At 53.4% G+C, this 279-nt stretch carries 1 protein-coding gene; it reads right to left on the bottom strand.

The window, feature by feature from the left end; genetic code table 11:
• Positions 1-247: IS66 family insertion sequence element accessory protein TnpA (gene tnpA, locus IV91_RS15970; RefSeq protein ID WP_150112473.1), on the bottom strand; the 247-nt coding region annotated here is incomplete at its 3' end.
• Positions 248-279: the final 32 nt, after the last annotated feature.

The following is a 279-nucleotide window of genomic DNA, read 5'->3' as shown; positions in this document are numbered from 1 at the left end:
CTGTCCGGGGTTGAGGTTCAGGGGCAGGCAGCGTACCCAGATCCAAAAACCCTACGGGTTGCATCTGGCTGATGGCAGGGGAAATCCCATTGCGAAATACCCCTTGCCAACGTATCAATCGGGATGAATTTAATCCCTTATCCCGACAGAAATTCTTGCAGTCCTGACCACTGGTCAGAAACTCGGACACGAACCCCTGCCAGTCCTGCCTGCTGTGGCGAATTCTCCTGCTACGCTTGGTTTCCATACCTGCTCTCCTGTGTCACAATCTGAAGAGGA

It is taken from the genome of Ferrovum myxofaciens (assembly GCF_000735045.1).
GTDB lineage: Bacteria > Pseudomonadota > Gammaproteobacteria > Burkholderiales > Ferrovaceae > Ferrovum > Ferrovum myxofaciens.
The sequence above is the reverse complement of the archived record's forward strand: the minus strand, read 5'-3'. Positions and strand labels throughout refer to the sequence as shown.